The sequence below is a fragment of the Paraclostridium dentum genome, from assembly GCF_012922555.1.
Classification (GTDB): domain Bacteria; phylum Bacillota; class Clostridia; order Peptostreptococcales; family Peptostreptococcaceae; genus Paraclostridium; species Paraclostridium dentum.
Genome location: NZ_WIPK01000212.1, coordinates 1 through 305 on the forward strand (window position 1 = coordinate 1; position 305 = coordinate 305).

The following is a 305-nucleotide window of genomic DNA, read 5'->3' on the forward strand; positions in this document are numbered from 1 at the left end:
CTCAACATTTCATTGTGGGGTTTTAAATCTTGTTGAAAGCTGCCACATCCATGGACTGCACATAGTCTTCGAAAGCCGTGATCAGCTCCTCCAGCTGATCGGTTCCAACTTTGTCGTCTTCCACCACACACGCAATCTGCAGCTTCTTAATGCCATAGCCGACTGGCAAGAATTTGGACTGGCCCCAAACCAGACCATCCAATTCGATGCTGCGTACGCACTCCTCAAGCTTGGACATATCCGTCTCGTCATCCCAAGGCTTGACATCCAGAAGGATGGAGGATTTGGCGATTAGGGCTGGCTTT

1 protein-coding gene is annotated in these 305 nt (G+C 49.8%); it reads right to left on the bottom strand.

Annotated elements, in window-relative coordinates; all coding sequences use genetic code 11:
* Nucleotides 1-22: 22 nt before the first annotated feature.
* On the bottom strand, nucleotides 23-305 hold a 283-nt coding region (locus GFJ41_RS21400; protein ID WP_170076064.1), incomplete at its 5' end, for an elongation factor 1-beta family protein.